Origin of the sequence: Pseudomonas sp. B21-012, assembly GCF_024749305.1 — a bacterium.
In the GTDB taxonomy this organism is placed as follows: domain Bacteria; phylum Pseudomonadota; class Gammaproteobacteria; order Pseudomonadales; family Pseudomonadaceae; genus Aquipseudomonas.
Genome location: NZ_CP087197.1, coordinates 125,001 through 143,232, shown reverse-complemented (window position 1 = coordinate 143,232; position 18,232 = coordinate 125,001). Strand labels below are relative to the sequence as shown.

Below are 18,232 nucleotides of genomic sequence, written 5' to 3'. Positions count from 1 at the left end.
CTTCAGTAAGCCGGCTCGGCGGGGAAGCCTTCGGCCTGCATCTTCTTCAATAGATCCTGCCAGCGCGACAAGCGCTTGGTGTCGCCGACCTTCTTGTTACCACCCGCACCGGTCAGCCACAGGCCTTCACCGTTGAAGGAATACACCGGCAGCAGGTCAGGACGCTGGCTGGCGGGCTTGATCGCATCGATCAGGCTGTCGAGTACCAACGGCATGGCCTCCGGGCTTGAATAATAGGTCAGGACCATGTGCGCGCGGTTCTGGCGCAGGGCCTTGACGTAGGTAATGCGCAGTTTTTCTGCCGGAACCCCGAGGCGCCGCAGGCTGAAGTACTTGGCGATAGCATAGTCTTCGCAGTCACCGGCGCCCTTGATCAGTGACTGTACCGGGGTTGCCCAGTAGTCCACTTCGCGCCACAGGTCGATGTCTTCGACATAGCGCAGCTGCTGGTTGAAGAACTGGTTGACCACTTTCAGGCGTTCGGCCTCGCTGCCCTGCTTCTGGGTCGCCAGCAGGTTCTGCCAGGCATCAATGCGGTCCTGGCCAGGCCCCAGCGGGCCATACAACGACTGGGCACGGCGGCTGATCTGGGAGAAGTCCCAATCCGCGTGCAGGCCGCCCAGTAACAGGCAGCCGAGCACCACGGCCAGGCCGAGCCGGCGCAGGGTCAATTGAACAGCCCAACGTATCGCCAATGCGAATAATCCGCGCAGACCTGTGGAAAAACGCCGATGGTGCGGCCTCGACCCGGAAAAAACAATGGCACCTTACAATCATTGCGCCAGCAATCCGTTGACCACGGGCAACCCCCTGTCTGGCGAGGGCTGCAACCCGGCTTCCCTTGAACAAAAACTTCCTTCACGATAGCAAGCGCGCGGCCGTTGATTGCTGTTTACTTAATAAATAAGGGTTGGCGAACGCCGCTATTTGACAAGTATCCCTCCCCTAACTAGTGTTGCTGGATATTGGATCCAATTATTTCACTTCGACTTCAGGCAAAAACAGCGTGGCCGGAAAAACCAGACCCCTGAGCGAAATCCTGGGTGGCGAACAAGTGCCGCCACACCTGGCGCGTAGCGTGATTGAAGAGCGGCTGCGCAGTGCCATCCTCGATGGCCGCCTGCCCCCTGGGCTGGCCTTGCGCCAACAGGAGCTGGCAACCTTGTTCGGTGTCAGCCGCATGCCGGTCCGCGAGGCCTTGCGCCAGCTCGAAGCGCAATCGCTGTTGCAGGTGGTGGCGCACAAGGGCGCGGTGGTTGCGCCATTGATCGGCGAAGACGCCGTCGATACCTATGCCTTGCGGGTCATTCTGGAGTCCGAAGCACTACGCCAGTCGATCCCGCTGCTCGATGCCGACGACATTGCCCGGGCGCGCAACTACATCACCCAGCTTGAAACCGAAACCCGGCATGCCGAGATCGGGCGCCTCAACCGCCTGTTCCACATGAGCCTGTACAGCAAGGCACCGAACCAGAAGCTGCTGCGCCTGATTGAAAACGAGCTCAACGAAGAAGAGCGCTTCCTGCGCTTCCACCTGTCATCGATGGGCCTGGGCAAGCTGACCCAGGACGATCACATCGGGCTGGTGGACGCCGCAAACGACAAGTCGGTTGAAGATGCCATCAGGATTCTCGAGCGCCACCTGAACAACGGGGCAAAAGCGATCAAGGCCTACCTGAACAGACCACCGGCAGAGTGAACCCACCGCCATCGCCGGCAATCCCGGCCATTGGCAGCTATTGCGCTCGGGGCACCCCTTGAGCGAAAGGAAAGGCAGTGCACGCTCCTACACTTCAGCGCAGAACCGTATCGGGCTCTGCCCAGCCGCCGCAGATCCGCCTGATCTGCCTTGCCTGCAGCCAGGATCATCTGAGCCAGTACCGTGCCTGGTCGGTGGCGCTCAACGACCATATCGAACTGGTGACCGTCAACGTGCTGGCCTACGGCGACCCGATCCGTTCACTGCCCTTGCACGGCAACCCCACCCTGATCGACTCGCTGATCGAGCGCTTGCAGGTGTACCTGCGTAAACCCCACGCCTTGTTCGGCCAGGGTGCCGGGGCGCAATTGGCCCTGGCTCTGGCCCGGCACACCGAGCAACTGCACCCGGGGCAAACCCGCCACCTGTTTGTCGCCACCAGCGACAGCCCGCAGGCAGACCCGGCCGAAGCGGCCGCCGGGCTCAGCGTGCCGGTCACTGCGCTGTATCCGTCAGGATCGCTGCCGCGCATGCTCGGCTGGCACGACCACAGCGGCCGGGAGATCGAGCTGATCGAACTGCCCGACGCCGCGGGCGATGCGCCGCAACTCAACCAGCGGCTGATTCAAATCATCAACACCCACCTGGGCCTGCTCAGCCTCTGAGCCCTGCAAACGCAGGGATACCCTGCCCTCCAAGGGCGCGCCCGCGCCGCTGATTTGTCTCTTGCTGTTTCAGCCAGCCATGGCGGCTCTTGCATTTTCGGCACACTCTTACCCGCGCAGCGACCGCTGATCGCCCTCAGGCGGGCCAGGTCGTCTGCTTATCGCACACCTGTAGAAGGAGCCGCGCGCCGGGCAAGGACCGATATCGATCAGCTGCCCTCAAGAGTCAACCAGGTCCGACTTTTATTGTTTCAGTGCTCCGAGTGAGGCATTCACTCATGCAGTTTCAATTCTGACACTTGGTTGCCGGAAGGAGCACTTACATGCCAATAAAACTAACTATAAAAGTTTTATTCCGCCCACTTACACTTTAAAAACAATCACTACAAATATAATTAACAAAGTTGTTGCCGAATACTTAAAAGTTGTTCTAACTTTTTAATGGCACGGGCCACCTCAACCGCCAAGTGCCCGTTCACCGAAGAAAACGATGCCAACTGCATCGATACGTCTGCCATTGCGCTGTTATCGAATAATTCAGTCGAGGCCCCTGCTCGGCCGCTGAAAACTTCGCCGCCGCCGATGAAAGGACATTAACCGGATGTTAGCCAGTGACCAGGAAACCCCATGAATACATTGACTTCGCTTCTTATCGCCCGCAAAGCCGAACTTGCCGCACACCCGATCTTTACTGAAATCGATTGTTTGCCGGTATTGCAACGGTTCATGGAAACCCATGTCTTCGCCGTCTGGGATTTCATGTCGCTGACCAAGCGCCTGCAGCAGGAGCTGACCTGTATCCAGTTGCCCTGGCTGCCACCGCTTGACCCGCACGCCGCACGCCTGATCAACGAGATCGTTCTTGGCGAGGAGTCCGACGATCGCCCCGGCCAGGGCCACTACAGTCATTTCGAGCTGTACCTGGACGCCATGCGCGAGGTCGGCGCCAGCACAGCAGCGATCGAGCGCTTCGTCAGCCTGCAGCGTGAAGGCGTGGGTTACGCCAGTGCCCTGCAGCGTGCAGGCGCCAGCGAGGCAGCCCGGCAGTTCGTCTGCCACACGCTGGAAACCGCCCTGGGCGCACCGGCCCATGGTGTCGCTGCAGCCTTTGTGCATGGCCGCGAAAGCGTCATCCCGACCATGTTCCAGCGCATCCTCGATGACTGGGGTATCAGCGGCGAACAGGCGCCCACCTTCCGTTACTACCTGCAGCGGCACATCGAGGTCGACTCCGAAGACCATGGCCCGGCCGCCGAGGCCTTGCTGGCAAGGCTGGTCAAAGGCGACCCGGTGCAACAACGCCAGGTGCTCGAAGCCGCCATTGCCGCCGTCGACAGCCGCATTGCCCTGTGGGACCGCTTGCGCCTGTCGATGCGCGAAAACGTCGTGGAGACCAGCGCATGAACGCCCTCGACTACACCTCCTGTGCCGAGGCCTGGGAGAGCCGGGCGACCATCCGCACCCGGCCACGACGCCTGGTCGAGGATGATCAGCGCCTGATCTACCCGCTCAGCCGCCAGCCGCTGGTGCTCAGCGAAACCTTTGTCCGCGCGTGCCCGCAGCAGCGCGATTTCGCCCTGGCCCAGAGCCTCTACAAGTTCATCAACGACGTGGTGATTTTCGAGACCGAGATCGTCGACCACACCGCCCGGCGGATCGCCAAGGACCGCTTCGCCATTCGCTTTCCGTTCGCCTGCCGCTATGACGCCATGACCGTGGTGGTCGATGAGGACTACCACGCCTTGGTGGCCATGGACTTCATGCACCAGACCATCGCCCTGACCGGCATCGAGCCGATTGCCCTGCCCCGGGAGATCGAGCTGAGCCGGGCGATACCCGCAGCCCTGGCGCTGGCACCGGAACATCTGCGCGACGCCCTTGAGCTGATTTGCGTAGGTATTGCCGAGAACACCCTGACGGACGACGTCGCCGCCTTTGCCCGCGATGACACGGTCAAGCCCTCGGTCAAGGGGCTAATGGCCGACCACCTGCTCGACGAGGGGCGCCACTCGACCTTCTGGGCGCGGTTGGTACGCATCTACTGGCACAGCGCGCCGGAGGCGGATCGCCGGTGCATTGCCGACATCCTCCCGGTGTTCCTCGCCCAGTACCTGACCAACGACATCCAGAAAACCTTCGATTTCAGCCTGATCGAGCACCTGCCGATCGGCGAGACCGCGCGCCAAGCATTGCGCCAGGAGGTAACGGCGATGGCCTACCCGATCGATCACCGGCATCCGCTGCTGGGCAACATCCTGCGCCTGTTCCGCGCCAGCTCGATGCTCGATTCGCCTTGCGTACAACAGGCCCTGGCGCATTACCTGCCCGAACCAAGGAGAGCGCCATGAGACGCCTGCAAATCTGTCTGATCGGCACAAGCCCGGCATTGGCCCTGCTGCACCAGGAACTGCTCGACCATGGGCACGCGCTGTACCTGGCCGATAGCACCGCAGCCTTGCAGCATCGCCCGTGGCCCCGGCCACAGCTGCTCATCGATGATGGCAGCCTGGCGCTGAGTGCCAGCGATTGGCAGGGGCTTGGCGACTGCGCGTTGTTGAGCCTGCGCCTGGGGCTCAACCTGCACAGCACTGGCGAACTGCCGACACTTGAGCTGTTGTGCTGGACCGGCACAGCCACCGCGCAGCGGTTGATCGAGCGCCAGCCGCTAGCAGCGGAGGTGTCCGGCAATGGCCAGCAACTGCGCCGGAAGACCATCGACAGCCTGCAGCAAGCCCTCGCGCTGCACGTCAGCCGTTTCTCGCGAAACCCCGACTACCTGCAGCAGGCAGCCGCCATCAGCCCCGGGCAGGAGGACCAGCAACAAGGTCTTGGCTGGCTGGAGCAACTGGCCTGGCTGCATCGCTACAACCAGCACGACAGCCTGCCATTGCTGGCAACTGGCGAAGTAGCGCTGATCGAGCGCCTGCAGCAGAGCCTGCAACTTCATGCCGAACGCCCGGCGATGAACCTCAACGGCCAGCGCATCAGCTATGCCCGACTGCACGCCCAGGCGGTCGCCATCCAGCAATTGATGGCCGGCTTGGCTATTGACGCCGACCCGCCAGTGATTGGCGTTTGCATGGGCAAATCCGCAGCGCTCTACGCCAGCCTGCTCGCGGTATTCGGCTATGGGGCGGTGTACTTGCCGCTGGATCCTGCGCACCCCGCCGAGCGTCTGCGTTACATCCTCAAGAACGCCGGCGCCAGCCTGTTGCTGCATGACGGTCAAGTCCCAGTGGATGACTTGGCTGTGAAAAGCCTCGACCTGCGCCAGTTGCCCGCAGCGTTGGCGCAGCCGTTGCCGTCATTACTGCGCCAGCGACCGGCGCCAGACGCCCCGTGCGTGGCGATCTACACCTCGGGCACCACCGGCCAGCCCAAGGGCGTGCTGCTCAGCCAGCGTAACCTCAGCCACTTCCAGGCCTGGTACAGCGCCCACGTGCAACTCGATGAGCACAGCCGGGCATTGCAGTTTTCGACCATCGGCTTCGATGCCTCGCTGCTGGACATCCTGCCCACCTGGGTCGCCGGCGGGGAACTGGTGGTGCCCACGCAAGACCAGCGCCGCGACCCGGCTCAATTGCTGGCGCTGATGCGCGAACAGCACGTCACCCACGCCTTCCTGCCGCCGGCACTGCTGAGCATCCTGCCGCGCGATCAAACCCTGGAGTTGAAGCACCTGGTCACCGGTGGCGACGTCTGTGAACCGGAGGTGATTGCACGCCTGGCCGGGCAGTGCCAACTGCACAACATCTATGGCCCGACCGAGACCACGGTACTGGCCACCACCCGGGTGTTCAACACTGGCGACAACAACCGCAACCTGGGTTGCCCGATCGCCAACACGCGGGTGCTGATCCTCGACGAAAACCTGCAACCGGTGATCGAAAACTGCCCCGGTGAGTTGTATATCGCAGGGCCGGGCGTGGGCTTGGGCTATCTGAACAATCCTGCCCTGAGCAACGAGCGCTTCCTCAACCTCAGCCCAGGCGACAGCAGCCTGTTGCGCGTGTATCGCACCGGCGATATCGGCAAATGGACGGCCGAGGGTATCGAGCTTTGTGGCCGGCGCGACAACCAGGTGAAGATTCGCGGCTTTCGCGTCGAACCCGAAGAGATCGAGCACTGCCTGCGCAGCAGCGGCCTGTTCCGCCAGGTGGCGGTGATCATCGATGCCCAGCGGCGGATCCTGGCATTCTGCGCGCAAGCCACCGGTGATGACAGCGAAGCGGCACTGCGCCAGCACGCCGAGCAAAGGCTGCCCGACTACATGCGCCCGGGTTTCTATCAGCAACTGGCGCAGATGCCCTACACCGCCAACGGCAAAGTTGACCGCCAGGCGCTGGCGGCACTGCCGCTGGGTTTGGCGCCGAGCCGGCATCACTTCGGTCCGCTAACCCCGGTCGAAGCGCAGCTGGTTGGCCTGTGGAGCACGCTGCTGGAACTGCCCGAGCAGGACATTTCCACCGACGCCAGCTTCTTCAGCCTCGGTGGCCATTCGATCCTGCTGTCGCGCCTGTTGCTGGCCATTCGCGAACAGTTCGGCCGCGGCATTGCGATCAACCGCTTTATCGAGATGCCGACAGTGCAACGCCTGGCCACCCTGGTCAGCGGTGAGCAGGCACAGCTGCCTGGCCTCGACCCGCAAGCTGAACGCGACGCCTGCCGCGAACTGGGCTTGCAGGTGCTGCCAGTGGCGCAACTGGGCGATGTGCACAAGGTGATCGTCACCGGCGCCAACAGCTTTCTTGGCGTGCACCTGGTCGAAGCGCTGCTGCAATGGGGCGCCAGCGAAGTGGCCTGCCTGGTGCGCGCCAACGCCAGTCAGTCAGCCGAGCAACGCTTTAGCGCGGCGCTGGTAGAGAACGGCTTGCATGGGCTGGAAATGAGCCGGGTGAAAGTCTTCGCCGCCGACCTGCGCCAGCCGCGCCTGGGCCTGGCCGAAGCCGACTACAACTACCTCGACAGCGAGTACGGCGCGCTGTTGCACAACGCCGCGCAGGTCAACCATGTACTGGATTACCAGAGCCTCGCCGCCGACAACGTCGAACCGCTGTTCGAGTGCCTGCGCCTGTGCGAAGGCCGGCGCAAGAAGGTCTTCAATTTCATCTCGACCCTGTCGGCGTGCAGCGCCATCGACGCCGACGGCCAGGTGCTCGAACAAGACCCGGCCACCACCCCGCCGATCTATATCCGCAACGGCTACAACCTGAGCAAATGGGTGGGCGAGCGCATTCTTCAGCGCGCCCGCGCCCAGGGCGTGTGGGTCAACCTGTACCGCCCCGGCAACATCACCTTCGACAGCCGCAATGGCATCTGCCAGCCCCAGCGCAACCGGTTGATGCTGATGCTCAAAGGCTCGCTGCAACTCGGCCAGGTGCCGGCGCTGGAGCTCAACTTCGACCTGATGCCGGTGGACTTTCTGGCCCGCTTCATCGCCTTCCACAGCAGCCGCTACCAGCCCGAACGGGCGGTGTTCAACCTGCACAACCCCGAGCCTTTGAGCTGGCGCGATTACGTCTCGGTGTTCCGCGACAGCGGCAGGCCATTCGAGCTGGTCAGCGTTGAGCAGTGGCAGCGGCAGTTGCAGCGGGTCGACCGCGACAACGCCCTGTTCGATGTGCTGGGTTTCTACCTGGACGGCTTTGAGGAAGACATCGGCGACATCTCGCGAATCCAGCACGACAACGCCCGCGCCGGCGTCCAGCGCATGGGCGCCCGTTACCCGCGCAAAACCCCGCAGCTGCTGCAACGCGGCTGCCAGTACCTGCACGACATCGCCTTCATCTGAGCAGCTTCAACCCAACCAGGAGAGACACCATGCAAGCACTCCAACCCGACACACTTATCCACAACCCCGAAGGCTGCCACGTAGTGGCCAGCGTCGAGATCGCCAGCGCTGCCGCCAGCGTCTGGAACATCGTCGGCAACTTTGCCGGCTTCCCGGTGTTCATCCCGGCCCTGGCGCACATCGAGATGACCGGTAGCGGCGTACGCTCGGTGCGCAAGAAGCTGTTCAAGGACGGCAACGTGGTCATCGAGCAGCTCAACAGCCGCGACGACCAGGCCATGTACATGACCTGGAGCCTGATCTACACCAGCCTGAACATCGGCAACCTGTGGGCGGCGATGCAGGTCGAGGCGCTGGGCGAGCGTCAGGCGCGGGCGACCTGGACCATCCAGGCCGAGCCATGGCAAGGCGGCAGCGAGGCAATGCCTGGCTTTCAGGCGTTTTTGCAGGGGTTTGCCGATGAGGCAATGAACAATGTGAAGAATTTGCTGAGTTAAACCCGATCGCGGGGCAAGCCCGCTCCGGCAAGAGCGAGCTTGCCCTGATCAACAGTTGCAAAATATTCCAAGGATGCCAACAATGAGACTAATTATCATTTATGACCCCTTCAGCAGCGCACCTTCATGCCCTCTCGAGAGTCCGTGCACACGCTTTACAGCCATCACCACGGCTGGCTGAACACCTGGCTGCGCAGCAAGCTGGGCAACGCCGCCGATGCCGCGGACCTGGCCCAGGACACTTTCGTGCGCCTGTTGCAGCGGCGTGAACTGTTGGAGCTGAACGCCCCCCGGGCATTCCTGCGTACCATCGCTCGCGGCCTGGTGATCGACCACTGGCGCCGTGAGGAGCTGCAGCGCGCCTACCTCGAAGCCCTGGCGCATCTGCCAGAGGCCGAAGTGCCTTCGCTTGAAACCCGCGAACTGCTGCTGGAGCTGCTTGAGCGCATCGCGCAGATGCTCGACGGCCTCAAGCCGAAAGTGCGCCGCGCGTTTCTCCTGGCCCAGTGCGAGGGCTTGAGCCACAAGGACATTGCCGAACAGATGGGCGTGTCGCTGCGCTCGGTTGAGCGCTACGTGGCCGATGCGCTCTATCATTGCTACCTGCTGCGCTACGAGTCAGAGGCGTAAGCCGTCATGACCACCCTCAACCCCGGCCCGCGCGTGGTCAAGCAAGCCATCCACTGGATGCTCAAGCTGCGCGAAAGCGGCCACAACGCGCGGCTGCAGCAGCAATGCGAACAGTGGCGTGCAACCCATCAGGAGCACGAGCTGGCCTGGCAACGAGTGCAGTCGCTGCAGCAGGAACTCAACCTGCGCGCCGTGCCAGGGGCCAGTGTGGCCTTGCAGACCCTTGAGAACAGCAGCCAGCGCCTGCAACGACGCCAGGCCCTGAAGCTGCTCAGCGGCGTGCTGGTGCTCGGCTCGGCGACCTGGCTGGGTAAGGACCTGCAGCTAATCAGCCCCTGGACTGCGGATTTCGCCAGCGCCACCGGCCAGCGTCGCAGCGTGCGCCTGCCCGATGGCTCGCTGCTGCAACTGAACACCAACAGCGCCGCAGACCTTGCCTTTGAGGCCGATCAGCGCCTGATTCGTCTCAAGCACGGCGAGTTGATGCTGACCTGCGCCAAAGACACAAGCACCCCGGCTAGACCGTTGCTGGTCAGCACCCGCGAAGCCTTGCTGCAAGGCTTCGACGGCCGCTTCGTGGTGCGCCAGGACGACGACTGCACCCGCGTCAGCGTCAGCCAGGGCAGCGTCGCCATCCACTCGCCAGGCCCGATGCAATGGATTCACGCCGGCCAGAGCTATCGCCTCGATGCCCGCGGCGCGACCCTGCTGCACAATCAGGACATGGATGCCGGCGCCTGGGCCGAAGGGCTGATCGTCACCCGCGACATGCGCCTGGGTGATTTTCTTGCTGAAGTCGGGCGCTATCGCCATGGCTATGTCAGCTGCGCCGACGACATTGCCGACTTGCGCCTGTCAGGTGTGTTCCGCCTTGCAGACACCGACAAGCTGTTGCAACTGCTGCCACAGACACTGCCGATCAAGGTCAGCTATCGCACCCGCTGGTGGGTGCGCCTGGAACGGCTGGCGTGAAGTGATTTTTTTGGCGGGTTTTACCCACGAGTCCGGCTAGGACAGTAAGCGACTCTTTCTGCCCTTACCGACTCTACGGATGCTCTCCATGCGTAATGCTTCGCCCCTGTTGCGGCTCAACAAGAAGAATGATTTTCAACCTTCCTTAGATTCTGCCTGTTCCAGTGTCCTCGGCAAGGCCATCCGCGCCGCGCTGCTCGGCACCGCCCTGGGCATCACTGCGGTGCCGGCAATGACACTTGCATCACCAGCAGGCAGTGTCAGCCAGCAGTACAACATCCCTGCCGGCTCCCTGGATGAGGTGCTCAACCAGTTCGCCCGCCAGGCTCAGATCACCCTGTCGAGCACCCCGCAAATGACCCAGGGCCTGCAGTCGCCGGGCCTGCAAGGCAGCTACGCCACCGACCAGGCGCTGCGCCAGTTGCTTAATGGTTCAGGCCTGGAGGCCCTCAGCCAGGATGGCGGCAGCTATGTGCTGCGGGCTCAGGCACAGGACGCAGCGCTGTCGCTGCCTAGCACCGAAGTGCGTGAGTTCGCCCTGGGTAACGCCCTGGGCAGCATGGAAGGCTACAACGCCACTCACAGCCAGGTTGCGACCAAGACCAGTGCGCCGATCCTGGAAACCTCGCAGTCTGTATCGGTGGTGACCCGTCAGCAAATGGACGACCAGGGCTCGCAGACCGTGGCCCAGGCCATGCGCTACACCCCGGGCGTGCTGACCAACCCTTATGGTGCGACACACCGCTACGACTACGTAGCCATGCGCGGCTTCAACGACGGCTCTGTGGATAACATCTACCTGGACGGCCTCAAGTCCATGGGTGACAGCGGCACCTACAGCACCATGCAGGTCGATCCGTACTTTCTTGAGCGCGTGGACATCCTCAAGGGGCCATCTTCGGTGCTCTATGGCCGCAGCTCACCCGGCGGCCTGGTCGCCCTGACCAGCAAGAAGCCACTGTACGAGGCCTACCATCAGGTACAGGCCACTGTTGGCACCCAGGGCCAGCGTGGTGTCGGTTTCGACTTCAGCGGCCCGCTGGATGACGACAAGCGCATCGCCTACCGTCTGGTGGGCCTGGCCGATCAGTCCGACACCCAGTTCGACCACAACGAGGAAAAACGCTTCGCCCTGGCCCCGACTGTCAGCATCAACTTCAGCGAAGACACCTCGCTGACCCTGCAGGCCTACCTGCAGCACGACCCCGACGGCGGCTATCACGGCGGCGTGCCGGCCGATGGCGCGCTGCACCAGCGCAATGGCCAGCGCATCTCCGATCACTTCTTCGAAGGCGAGCCGGGTGTCGACCGCTACGAGCGCGACCAGCAGTCGTTCGGCTATCAGTTCGAGCATCGCTTCAACGACGTTTTCACCGCGCGGCAGAACTTCCGCTACCTGGACTCGACGGTGAAAATGGACCAGGTGTATGCCTGGGGCTGGACCACGCCGACCAGCAACGAGCTGAACCGCTACTACACCGGCGGCGATGAAAAGCTCCACGCGTACATCATCGACAACATGCTCCAGGCCGAATACTTCACCGGCAGTGCCAAGCACACCACCCTGCTGGGCCTGGACTATCAGCGGCGCAAAACCGTGGTCGACTGGCGCAGTGGCTCGCTGGCGCCGATCAACGCCTTCGACCCGCAATACGGCAACTCGCAAATCACCTACTACAACCCCACCAGCTACCTGCGTCGGCTGCAGCAGACCGGCGTGTACCTGCAGGACCTGATCGAGCTCGACCAGTGGCGCTTCTCCCTGGGCCTGCGTCAGGACTGGGTGAAGACCTCGGACGAGAACCGTATCGCCGAAGCCAGCCGCCCGCTGGGCACCAGGATCAGCGACCAGCGCACCAAACTGACCGGCCGCGCCGGCGTGCTGTACCTGTTCGAAAACGGCATTGCGCCGTACATCAGCTATTCCGAGTCGTTCAACCCCAACTCCTATGCCGACCAGGCCGGCAATCCGCTGGCGCCGACCGAGGGCACCCAGTGGGAAGCCGGCATCAAGTACCAGCCACCGGGCACTGACAACCTGTTCACCGCTTCGGTGTTCCGCATCGAGCAGGAGAACCTGGCCTCTAAGCTGCCGCAGGAAGAGTTCTATCGTCCTGTAGGCCAGGTCCGCTCCCAGGGCCTGGAGCTGGAAGCCCACATGCAGGTCACCGACAACCTGAAAGTGCTCGGCAGCTACACCTTCACCGACATCGAGTACGCCAAGTCGATGCCAAGCACGCTGTTCGGCAGCGACCTCGACAACAAGGGCAACTCGCCTACCCAGGCACCGCGACACATGGCCTCGCTGTGGGCTGACTACAACTTCCGCCAGGGCGCCCTCGACGGCCTGCGCCTGGGCGGCGGTGTGCGTTATGTCGGCTACAGCTGGGTGGATGCCGAGAACACCATGAAGGTGCCCTCCTACACCCTGTTCGACGCGTCGGTTGGCTATGACCTGGGCAAGGTCGGGCTCAAGGGCGTGGATGTGCGGCTCAATGCCAACAACCTCACCAATGAGAGCTACATCGCCTCCTGTGCCAGCCTGAGTTACTGCTACATGGGCGAAGAGCGCAATGTCAGCGCCACGGTCAGCTACCAGTTCTGACCTCACCTGTATGAACGCCAAAGCCAGCACCTGATTCCGGGGGCTGGCTTTGTTGTATCTGGCGACTTATTCCGGACCTTTACCCATGCGTCAGCTTTACGTACTGCTTCACCGCTACCTTGGCCTGATCACTGCGCTGTTTTTGGCCATGGCGGGCCTAACCGGCAGCGTCCTGGCCTTTCATCACGAACTGGATGAATGGCTCAACCCGTCCTTCTATGACGCGCCCACCGTGGGTGAACGCCGGCAACCCGGGGTGCTTGTGGATAAGTTGCAGGCCGAGCATCCGCGCCTGCAAGTCTGGTACATGGAATACCCGAACGAGCCCGGGCATGCGGCGCTGCTGGCCATGGTGCCGCGCAATGACCCAGCCAGCGGCGAGCCCTATGCCGAGAAGAACACGGTGTTCTATCTCGACCCCGTCAGTGGGTTGACCCTGGGCCAGCGCTACTGGGGTGAATGCTGTTTCTCCCGCGAGAACTTCATGCCGTTCATGCTCGAGCTGCATTACAGCCTGACCCTGCCCGGCAACTGGGGGATTCTGCTGATGGGTGTGGTGGCGATCATGTGGGTAATCGACTGCTTTATCGCCGTGCTGCTGACCTTGCCGCGTGGGCGGCCGTTCTGGGGCAAGTGGGCGAAAGCCTGGAAGATCAAGGGTGGCCATGCCTATCGGCTGAACATGGATATCCACAGGGCGGGCGGTTTGTGGTTGTGGCTGTTGCTGCTGCCGATTGCGATCAGCAGCGTGGCGATGAACTTGCCGGCCCAGGTGTTCAAACCGGCGGTGTCGCTGTTTTCACCGATTGAGCCAAGCGTCTATGAAGCCCGTGGCGGGTTACCCAAGGAACAACTGGGGGTGACCCAGCTGAACTATCAACAGGCCTACCAGCTGGCGCAGCAGGAAGGTCAGCGGCTGGGGCTAACGGCACCGATCGGTGAGCTGTACTACAGCTTCGAGTACAACTTCTATGGTGCGGGGTTTGGCCAGCACGATACCGATGCCCAGGGTAAGTCCTGGTTGTTCTTCCACGGCACTGACGGGCATTTGCTGGGCAAGGAGATTGCCGGGCAAGGCACCTTGGGGGAACGCTTTTACCGCTTGCAGTTACCCATACATGGCGGGCGCATCATCGGCATGACCGGCCAGGTGTTGATTGCAGTGTTGGGAGTGATGATTGCGGTGCTGTCGCTGACCGGGGTGTACATCTGGTGGCGCAAGTTGCAGGCGCGGCGCAGTGGCAAGGTGCGAAGAGCTGGGTAAGTCAGCGGCTGCTCTGGGGCTGCTATGCAGCCCATCGCTGGCAAGGCCAGCTCCCGACAGGTCCCTGAAAGACAAAACCCCTGTCTGCAGGGCAGACAGGGGTTTCGGAATGAATCTTGACGATGACCTACTCTCACATGGGGAAACCCCACACTACCATCGGCGATGCATCGTTTCACTGCTGAGTTCGGGATGGGATCAGGTGGTTCCAATGCTCTATGGTCGTCAAGAAATTCTGTGTGCCGGTCCGTCTGTTGCGACGTGCCAGCGAATTCTTGATGCTTCTACCTTAAAGACAAAACCCCTACCTGCAGATGCAGATAGGGGTTTCGGAATTTAATCTTGACGATGACCTACTCTCACATGGGGAAACCCCACACTACCATCGGCGATGCATCGTTTCACTGCTGAGTTCGGGATGGGATCAGGTGGTTCCAATGCTCTATGGTCGTCAAGAAATTCTGTTGCCAGAAAGTCTTGTTTAAGACACTCCAGCGAATCGGGTATGTGATGTTTTGTGAGTTACAAATCTTCGGCTGTGCAGTCTTCACAACACCGCAATCTGGCTTTCGCTCAAATTGCTTGGGTGTTATATGGTCAAGCCTCACGGGCAATTAGTATTGGTTAGCTCAACGCCTCACAGCGCTTACACACCCAACCTATCAACGTCGTAGTCTTCGACGGCCCTTCAGGGAGCTCAAGGCTCCAGTGAGATCTCATCTTGAGGCAAGTTTCCCGCTTAGATGCTTTCAGCGGTTATCTCTTCCGAACATAGCTACCCGGCAATGCCACTGGCGTGACAACCGGAACACCAGAGGTTCGTCCACTCCGGTCCTCTCGTACTAGGAGCAGCCCCTCTCAAATCTCAAACGTCCACGGCAGATAGGGACCGAACTGTCTCACGACGTTCTAAACCCAGCTCGCGTACCACTTTAAATGGCGAACAGCCATACCCTTGGGACCGGCTTCAGCCCCAGGATGTGATGAGCCGACATCGAGGTGCCAAACACCGCCGTCGATATGAACTCTTGGGCGGTATCAGCCTGTTATCCCCGGAGTACCTTTTATCCGTTGAGCGATGGCCCTTCCATACAGAACCACCGGATCACTAAGACCTACTTTCGTACCTGCTCGACGTGTCTGTCTCGCAGTCAAGCGCGCTTTTGCCTTTATACTCTACGACCGATTTCCGACCGGTCTGAGCGCACCTTCGTACTCCTCCGTTACTCTTTAGGAGGAGACCGCCCCAGTCAAACTACCCACCATACACTGTCCTCGATCCGGATAACGGACCTGAGTTAGAACCTCAAAGTTGCCAGGGTGGTATTTCAAGGATGGCTCCACGCGAACTGGCGTCCACGCTTCAAAGCCTCCCACCTATCCTACACAAGCAAATTCAAAGTCCAGTGCAAAGCTATAGTAAAGGTTCACGGGGTCTTTCCGTCTAGCCGCGGATACACTGCATCTTCACAGCGATTTCAATTTCACTGAGTCTCGGGTGGAGACAGCGCCGCCATCGTTACGCCATTCGTGCAGGTCGGAACTTACCCGACAAGGAATTTCGCTACCTTAGGACCGTTATAGTTACGGCCGCCGTTTACCGGGGCTTCGATCAAGAGCTTCGCGTTAGCTAACCCCATCAATTAACCTTCCGGCACCGGGCAGGCGTCACACCCTATACGTCCACTTTCGTGTTTGCAGAGTGCTGTGTTTTTAATAAACAGTCGCAGCGGCCTGGTATCTTCGACCGGCATGGGCTTACGGAGCAAGTCCTTCACCCTCACCGGCGCACCTTCTCCCGAAGTTACGGTGCCATTTTGCCTAGTTCCTTCACCCGAGTTCTCTCAAGCGCCTTGGTATTCTCTACCCAACCACCTGTGTCGGTTTGGGGTACGGTTCCTGGTTATCTGAAGCTTAGAAGCTTTTCTTGGAAGCATGGCATCAACCACTTCGTCGCCTAAAGGCAACTCGTCATCAGCTCTCGGCCTTAAGATCCCGGATTTACCTAAGATCTCAGCCTACCACCTTAAACTTGGACAACCAACGCCAAGCTGGCCTAGCCTTCTCCGTCCCTCCATCGCAATAACCAGAAGTACAGGAATATTAACCTGTTTTCCATCGACTACGCTTTTCAGCCTCGCCTTAGGGACCGACTAACCCTGCGTCGATTAACGTTGCGCAGGAAACCTTGGTCTTTCGGCGTGGGAGTTTTTCACTCCCATTGTCGTTACTCATGTCAGCATTCGCACTTCTGATACCTCCAGCAAGCTTCTCAACTCACCTTCACAGGCTTACAGAACGCTCCTCTACCGCATCACCTAAGTGATACCCGTAGCTTCGGTGTATGGTTTGAGCCCCGTTACATCTTCCGCGCAGGCCGACTCGACTAGTGAGCTATTACGCTTTCTTTAAAGGGTGGCTGCTTCTAAGCCAACCTCCTAGCTGTCTAAGCCTTCCCACATCGTTTCCCACTTAACCATAACTTTGGGACCTTAGCTGACGGTCTGGGTTGTTTCCCTTTTCACGACGGACGTTAGCACCCGCCGTGTGTCTCCCATGCTCGGCACTTGTAGGTATTCGGAGTTTGCATCGGTTTGGTAAGTCGGGATGACCCCCTAGCCGAAACAGTGCTCTACCCCCTACAGTGATACATGAGGCGCTACCTAAATAGCTTTCGAGGAGAACCAGCTATCTCCGAGCTTGATTAGCCTTTCACTCCGATCCACAGGTCATCCGCTAACTTTTCAACGGTAGTCGGTTCGGTCCTCCAGTCAGTGTTACCTAACCTTCAACCTGCCCATGGATAGATCGCCCGGTTTCGGGTCTATACCCAGCGACTAAACGCCCTATTAAGACTCGCTTTCGCTACGCCTCCCCTATTCGGTTAAGCTCGCCACTGAATATAAGTCGCTGACCCATTATACAAAAGGTACGCAGTCACCTAACAAGTAGGCTCCCACTGCTTGTACGCATACGGTTTCAGGATCTATTTCACTCCCCTCTCCGGGGTTCTTTTCGCCTTTCCCTCACGGTACTGGTTCACTATCGGTCAGTCAGTAGTATTTAGCCTTGGAGGATGGTCCCCCCATATTCAGACAAAGTTTCTCGTGCTCCGTCCTACTCGATTTCATGACTAAGAGATTTTCGCGTACAGGGCTATCACCCACTATGGCCGCACTTTCCAGAGCGTTCCGCTAATCTCAAAGCCACTTAAGGGCTAGTCCCCGTTCGCTCGCCACTACTAAGGGAATCTCGGTTGATTTCTTTTCCTCAGGGTACTTAGATGTTTCAGTTCCCCTGGTTCGCCTCTTGCACCTATGTATTCAGTACAAGATACTCAGCTTATGCTGAGTGGGTTCCCCCATTCAGAGATCTCCGGATCAAAGTCTGTTTGCCGACTCCCCGAAGCTTATCGCAGGCTACCACGTCTTTCATCGCCTCTGACTGCCAAGGCATCCACCGTATGCGCTTCTTCACTTGACCATATAACCCCAAGCAATCTGGTTATACTGTGAAGACAACATTCGCCGAAAACTTGTAATTACTCACAAATTTTACCTTAGCCTGAACACACACCAGTGAAAGTGCTGTCCAGTCTATCTTTCTATCACATACCCAAATTTTTAAAGAACGATTCTGAAAAAGTTCAGAAATCAATATTCGATACGAATATTCATTTCTAAGCTTTGACGTAAGGTGGTGGAGCCAAGCGGGATCGAACCGCTGACCTCCTGCGTGCAAGGCAGGCGCTCTCCCAGCTGAGCTATGGCCCCGTATTGCTACAGGCTGCACCACATGTAATTGGTGGGTCTGGGCAGATTCGAACTGCCGACCTCACCCTTATCAGGGGTGCGCTCTAACCAACTGAGCTACAGACCCAATCGTCTTCTTCAATGAATCAAGCAATTCGTGTGGGAGCTCATAAGACAGCTGATGTCTGTCGATTAAGGAGGTGATCCAGCCGCAGGTTCCCCTACGGCTACCTTGTTACGACTTCACCCCAGTCATGAATCACACCGTGGTAACCGTCCTCCCGAAGGTTAGACTAGCTACTTCTGGTGCAACCCACTCCCATGGTGTGACGGGCGGTGTGTACAAGGCCCGGGAAC

At 60.1% G+C, this 18,232-nt stretch carries 11 protein-coding genes, 2 tRNA genes and 4 rRNA genes (1 of these 17 running past the window's edge); 10 read left to right on the top strand and 7 right to left on the bottom strand.

Annotation, left to right across the window (positions count from 1 at the left end; all coding sequences use genetic code 11):
- Positions 1 to 2 precede the first annotated feature (2 nt).
- Positions 3 to 695 (bottom strand): cysteine protease LapG, encoded by a 693-nt coding sequence (lapG, locus tag LOY37_RS00670; protein WP_093377486.1) that lies wholly within the window; start codon positions 693 to 695, stop codon positions 3 to 5.
- A gap of 311 nt (positions 696 to 1,006) precedes the next feature.
- On the opposite strand from lapG, the gene LOY37_RS00665 reads away from it, so the two are divergent.
- From LOY37_RS00665 to LOY37_RS00620, 10 genes are all read left to right on the top strand, one after another.
- Positions 1,007 to 1,699: a GntR family transcriptional regulator gene (locus LOY37_RS00665; protein ID WP_045197932.1), complete on the top strand. Its 693-nt coding sequence runs from the start codon at positions 1,007 to 1,009 to the stop codon at positions 1,697 to 1,699.
- Positions 1,700 to 1,776: 77 nt separating this feature from the next.
- Positions 1,777 to 2,364 (top strand): thioesterase domain-containing protein, encoded by a 588-nt coding sequence (locus LOY37_RS00660; protein ID WP_123564717.1) that lies wholly within the window; start codon positions 1,777 to 1,779, stop codon positions 2,362 to 2,364.
- Positions 2,365 to 2,991: 627 nt separating this feature from the next.
- A complete protein-coding gene (locus LOY37_RS00655) occupies positions 2,992 to 3,768 on the top strand; it encodes a DUF3050 domain-containing protein (RefSeq protein ID WP_258716120.1) in 777 nt (258 codons plus the stop codon).
- The gene (locus LOY37_RS00650) at positions 3,765 to 4,712 is read left to right on the top strand and encodes a diiron oxygenase (RefSeq protein WP_045197937.1); all 948 of its coding nucleotides are present in this window, start codon (positions 3,765 to 3,767) and stop codon (positions 4,710 to 4,712) included. The genes LOY37_RS00655 and LOY37_RS00650 overlap by 4 nt, the downstream gene beginning before the upstream one ends.
- Positions 4,709 to 8,155 (top strand): non-ribosomal peptide synthetase, encoded by a 3,447-nt coding sequence (locus tag LOY37_RS00645; protein WP_258716119.1) that lies wholly within the window; start codon positions 4,709 to 4,711, stop codon positions 8,153 to 8,155. Before LOY37_RS00650 ends, LOY37_RS00645 begins: the two co-directional genes overlap by 4 nt.
- Positions 8,156 to 8,184: 29 nt before the next feature.
- Positions 8,185 to 8,652, top strand: a complete 468-nt coding sequence (locus LOY37_RS00640; protein WP_093377504.1) for an SRPBCC family protein — start codon at positions 8,185 to 8,187, stop codon at positions 8,650 to 8,652.
- Between the two features lie 126 nt (positions 8,653 to 8,778).
- Positions 8,779 to 9,282, top strand: a complete 504-nt coding sequence (locus LOY37_RS00635) for a sigma-70 family RNA polymerase sigma factor (RefSeq protein ID WP_093377508.1) — start codon at positions 8,779 to 8,781, stop codon at positions 9,280 to 9,282.
- Positions 9,283 to 9,288: 6 nt separating this feature from the next.
- On the top strand, positions 9,289 to 10,254 hold the full coding sequence (locus LOY37_RS00630) for a FecR domain-containing protein (protein ID WP_213602784.1): 966 nt from the start codon (positions 9,289 to 9,291) through the stop codon (positions 10,252 to 10,254).
- Positions 10,255 to 10,342: 88 nt separating this feature from the next.
- Positions 10,343 to 12,859 (top strand): TonB-dependent siderophore receptor, encoded by a 2,517-nt coding sequence (locus LOY37_RS00625; protein WP_258716118.1) that lies wholly within the window; start codon positions 10,343 to 10,345, stop codon positions 12,857 to 12,859.
- An 85-nt stretch (positions 12,860 to 12,944) separates the two neighbouring features.
- Complete coding sequence (locus LOY37_RS00620) at positions 12,945 to 14,123, top strand: PepSY domain-containing protein (protein ID WP_258716117.1); 1,179 nt, start codon at positions 12,945 to 12,947, stop codon at positions 14,121 to 14,123.
- 114 nt (positions 14,124 to 14,237) lie between these two features.
- Here LOY37_RS00620 and rrf (LOY37_RS00615) read toward each other — a convergent pair.
- The 6 genes from rrf (LOY37_RS00615) to LOY37_RS00590 form a co-directional block, all read right to left on the bottom strand.
- Positions 14,238 to 14,353: ribosomal RNA gene (gene rrf / locus LOY37_RS00615) — 5S ribosomal RNA — on the bottom strand.
- A gap of 110 nt (positions 14,354 to 14,463) precedes the next feature.
- A 5S ribosomal RNA gene (gene rrf, locus LOY37_RS00610) occupies positions 14,464 to 14,579 on the bottom strand.
- Positions 14,580 to 14,716: 137 nt separating this feature from the next.
- A 23S ribosomal RNA gene (locus LOY37_RS00605) occupies positions 14,717 to 17,606 on the bottom strand.
- A 214-nt stretch (positions 17,607 to 17,820) separates the two neighbouring features.
- Positions 17,821 to 17,896 (bottom strand) — tRNA-Ala (locus LOY37_RS00600).
- Positions 17,897 to 17,925: 29 nt separating this feature from the next.
- Positions 17,926 to 18,002 (bottom strand) — tRNA-Ile (locus tag LOY37_RS00595).
- A 66-nt stretch (positions 18,003 to 18,068) separates the two neighbouring features.
- Positions 18,069 to 18,232: ribosomal RNA gene (locus tag LOY37_RS00590) — 16S ribosomal RNA — on the bottom strand (it continues 1,373 nt past the right edge of the window).
- The 16S, 23S and 5S rRNA genes sit together here with 2 tRNA genes alongside, the layout of an rRNA operon.